At 46.4% G+C, this 2,684-nt stretch carries 8 protein-coding genes; 7 read left to right on the top strand and 1 reads right to left on the bottom strand.

The genetic code is table 11. The features are described 5' to 3' along the window. The 5 genes from H6F63_RS02645 to H6F63_RS02625 form a co-directional block, all read left to right on the top strand. Positions 1-325 (top strand): hypothetical protein (locus tag H6F63_RS02645; RefSeq protein ID WP_190634662.1); only part of this gene is annotated, 325 nt, incomplete at its 5' end. A 67-nt stretch (positions 326-392) separates the two neighbouring features. Beyond that, positions 393-533 carry a hypothetical protein gene (locus tag H6F63_RS02640; protein WP_190634660.1) on the top strand — a complete coding sequence of 47 codons (141 nt, stop codon included), beginning with the start codon at positions 393-395 and terminating at the stop codon, positions 531-533. Further along, the gene (locus H6F63_RS02635; RefSeq protein ID WP_190634658.1) at positions 533-985 is read left to right on the top strand and encodes a hypothetical protein; all 453 of its coding nucleotides are present in this window, start codon (positions 533-535) and stop codon (positions 983-985) included. Before H6F63_RS02640 ends, H6F63_RS02635 begins: the two co-directional genes overlap by 1 nt. After that, positions 982-1,182 carry a hypothetical protein gene (locus tag H6F63_RS02630; protein ID WP_190634655.1) on the top strand — a complete coding sequence of 67 codons (201 nt, stop codon included), beginning with the start codon at positions 982-984 and terminating at the stop codon, positions 1,180-1,182. Before H6F63_RS02635 ends, H6F63_RS02630 begins: the two co-directional genes overlap by 4 nt. Further along, positions 1,169-1,468, top strand: coding sequence for a hypothetical protein (locus H6F63_RS02625; RefSeq protein ID WP_190634652.1), 300 nt, complete (start codon positions 1,169-1,171; stop codon positions 1,466-1,468). The genes H6F63_RS02630 and H6F63_RS02625 overlap by 14 nt, the downstream gene beginning before the upstream one ends. 16 nt (positions 1,469-1,484) lie before the next feature. On the opposite strand, the gene H6F63_RS02620 is transcribed toward H6F63_RS02625, so the two are convergent. Then, the gene (locus H6F63_RS02620) at positions 1,485-1,673 is read right to left on the bottom strand and encodes a hypothetical protein (RefSeq protein ID WP_190634650.1); all 189 of its coding nucleotides are present in this window, start codon (positions 1,671-1,673) and stop codon (positions 1,485-1,487) included. A 129-nt stretch (positions 1,674-1,802) separates the two neighbouring features. On the opposite strand from H6F63_RS02620, the gene H6F63_RS02615 reads away from it, so the two are divergent. Further along, on the top strand, positions 1,803-2,108 hold the full coding sequence (locus tag H6F63_RS02615; RefSeq protein WP_190634648.1) for a hypothetical protein: 306 nt from the start codon (positions 1,803-1,805) through the stop codon (positions 2,106-2,108). Positions 2,109-2,114: 6 nt separating this feature from the next. Next, the coding region (locus H6F63_RS02610; RefSeq protein ID WP_190634645.1) for a M15 family metallopeptidase at positions 2,115-2,684 on the top strand (570 nt) is incomplete at its 3' end.

Genomic DNA, 2,684 nt, shown 5'->3' with positions numbered 1-2,684 from the left:
TGGTGCGGCAAAAGTTTCTTTTAACCTCCGAGGCTCTGGCATAAAACCTAGTAAGGCAAGCTGGTACCGGGGAGCTGGTACACCAGTTGCCAAGGTTACTGCTTGGAATACTCGATATATTCAGTATGCTGAGGCGGATACTGACGCTAAGATTACTCACCGCAGTATTCCTCTGTGCATCAAGACTGGAGAGTTTGATGCTGGTGACATAGCAAACGCTTTCAGTAGCATTTTTGATGGTACTAACAAAACAACTCTATTAGGAGCCGCAAATGGACGCGCTCAGTTTACCCTCGAACGATCACCGTCTTCTGTTCAGTCTTGATAACTTCTTAGCGACTCCTGCCATAGATAATGGCGACCCGGAGGATTGGCATAATCAGATCGATCTCATGATTCAGCGGGAATTTGCCCGCCGTAATTTTGTTGATGGAGCGCTCAGCCCCGATGATTTCATGGAGGCGCTATTTCAGTATGGAGTAGATCCCATTCATGCGGCTGAGGCTTGGGAAGAGGGCCGCAGGTTCATGTAATGCCGCAACCTATCTTAGATTTAGGCAACACGGCGAACTGGGAGCAGGTTTGGGCTGGTACTGTTGAAGCGCCAATAATCACCAGCTCTTACTACCCTATACCTGAAAAGTATGTTCCTCTTCTACTGCAAAAGCACATCTTAGCGGTATCGGTTTCATCTGAAAATGTCCCCGCTCACTGGCGTTTCGCAGGGTTTCTGAATCAGCGAGTTAGATTAGGATTGCTTGCTGGAGGAAGCCAAGATACGGACGTTATCGCTAATCGTAAGCTCTGGCTTAATCGAAATACATTACTTATTTTCCCCAAGCTAACTCCAGAATATTCTCTATCGTTTAACATTCCTTACTGGTTTTCTAACATGAGTTTTGGCGTGTACCAGTACATCGGGGTTGATAGCGACACGCTGGACGTACAGCTAAACCGTATTGAGCAAAAGATAGATTCTCTATGATGAATAGCGATAATACTCCTGTAGCAGTTGGACAAATTAGAGAGAGTAATGCCGGGGTTACTTTTGAAGTATTGGCAATCAATTCTAAGGGTATTGCTATTTGTCAGACTTTGAGCGAGCAAGAGAAGTGGACTTCATCTATTAACTTTCTAAACGCCGCTAGTAAGTTTGTGTGTGATGCCGATGGAAAGCAATAAGGCTGATTGCCCTACAGATTGCCCCAACCGAACTAAAACTGCGGTAGGTCGAGGGTATTCAATCTTAGCTCTTGCGGCAACTATTCCATCAATTCTCATTGTCACTTGTTTGTTTTCACTAAGAATTGATTATCAATGCAAGCAGGATGTTTGTATCAGCAAACTAGAGTGGCAGGGTTGGCAGGGGGTGCCGTTGGAAGCGATCGCATCCGCATTGGGAACCGGGTTGGCAATCTACGCAACGCGGGACACGCTGGCTGAGAAAATTGGCAATCTATTGAAATAATTTAAAAAATGTGTTTTCAATCGTAGGGGATTGGATCTATGAAATCCGACGATGGATCAACAGACTCACTGGCAGAGGAACTCAACGCCGAACCCCCCTCATCCTTGAGCGACAATTCTTGCCAGCCTGCGCGATTATCCGCCTGGAAAGAGATACCATCGGAAGCGTCGATACCTGGCGCATCGTTCCAAGACAAGGGTCGCATGACTTTTTGGTTGCCATTGATTCATTCCGAAAAATTAAATCCGAAATCAGTAAAAAAACAAAGCTTCGTAGTAAGAAACCTGGGGTTAAGACATGGCATCACACACTTACCCCTGAAGCTAAACAACTTTTGCTATGGAAGCCACCCAAGACGAACGCGACGCATCTCTTCTGGGTTGAGAAAGTTTCGCGCATTCCTCTTGACGGCCATATCAAAATGCAATGTGTGGGGATTTGGGCGTTTGACCTTGAGGGGTTTTCGCCAGCTTGGGCGGGGTATGACCGCTATCCTCAAGCAATTGTCAGGAGGGCGGTAAAGACGATCGCAATTTTGCCGGAGCCTAAATTTTCTATAAACGTAGCCGACGCGGATTGCTGGCTACAGGCTGTGAGCGATGCAGCCAAAGCATTTTTGGGACAGCTTCACCATATTTGATGTCTTATGACTTCATCAATTGCTCAATACACTTCCTGCTCAACGGCAGGTGTTCGTGCTTTGGATTATCAGCTAATCCACCAAATTAACCGGATTGCACCAGGACTGTTAGTAGATTTTTCGCATTTAAACGTTGTTTGTGGCGCGGGGTGCCACCCATTCTTACAAGCCCCGGCTGTGGAAGCTCTAGAAAAAGCGATCGCTATTCGTCGTAAGAAAATGGTTGTTAATTCTGCATACAGGACGCTGGCACAACAAGCGGTACTTTATACCCATTACAAACATCGGCGGTGTGGAATCAGTGTTGCAGCTCTGCCAGGACGGTCTAACCACAACACCGGGTTAGCTTTAGATATTGAGGATGCTCAAGGATGGAAGCCTTATTTGGAGCGCTATGGATGGGACTGGATCGGCTCTTTTGACCCCATGCACTTTGATTTTGAGGGCGCAGGTTGCAAGAATTTAGCATGGTTATCAATCAAAGCTTTCCAACAGCTCTGGAACTACAACCATCCAGAGCGGCGAATTATTGAGGATGGAGAGTGGGGAAAGCAAACCGAAATAGCACTTTTATCT

Origin of the sequence: Trichocoleus sp. FACHB-40 (genome assembly GCF_014695915.1) — a bacterium.
In the GTDB taxonomy this organism is placed as follows: Bacteria; Cyanobacteriota; Cyanobacteriia; order Cyanobacteriales; family FACHB-T130; genus Funiculus; species Funiculus sociatus.
The sequence above is the reverse complement of the archived record's forward strand: the minus strand, read 5'-3'. Positions and strand labels throughout refer to the sequence as shown.

Excerpts from the sequence above, each read along its gene's own strand:
- H6F63_RS02625 (WP_190634652.1), top strand. The coding sequence starts at position 1,169 with ATGGAAAGCAATAAGGCTGATTGCCCTACAGATTGCCCCAACCGAACT.
- H6F63_RS02640 (WP_190634660.1), top strand. The coding sequence starts at position 393 with ATGATTCAGCGGGAATTTGCCCGCCGTAATTTTGTTGATGGAGCGCTC.
- H6F63_RS02620 (WP_190634650.1), bottom strand. The coding sequence starts at position 1,673 with ATGCGACCCTTGTCTTGGAACGATGCGCCAGGTATCGACGCTTCCGAT.
- H6F63_RS02630 (WP_190634655.1), top strand. The coding sequence starts at position 982 with ATGATGAATAGCGATAATACTCCTGTAGCAGTTGGACAAATTAGAGAG.
- H6F63_RS02635 (WP_190634658.1), top strand. The coding sequence starts at position 533 with ATGCCGCAACCTATCTTAGATTTAGGCAACACGGCGAACTGGGAGCAG.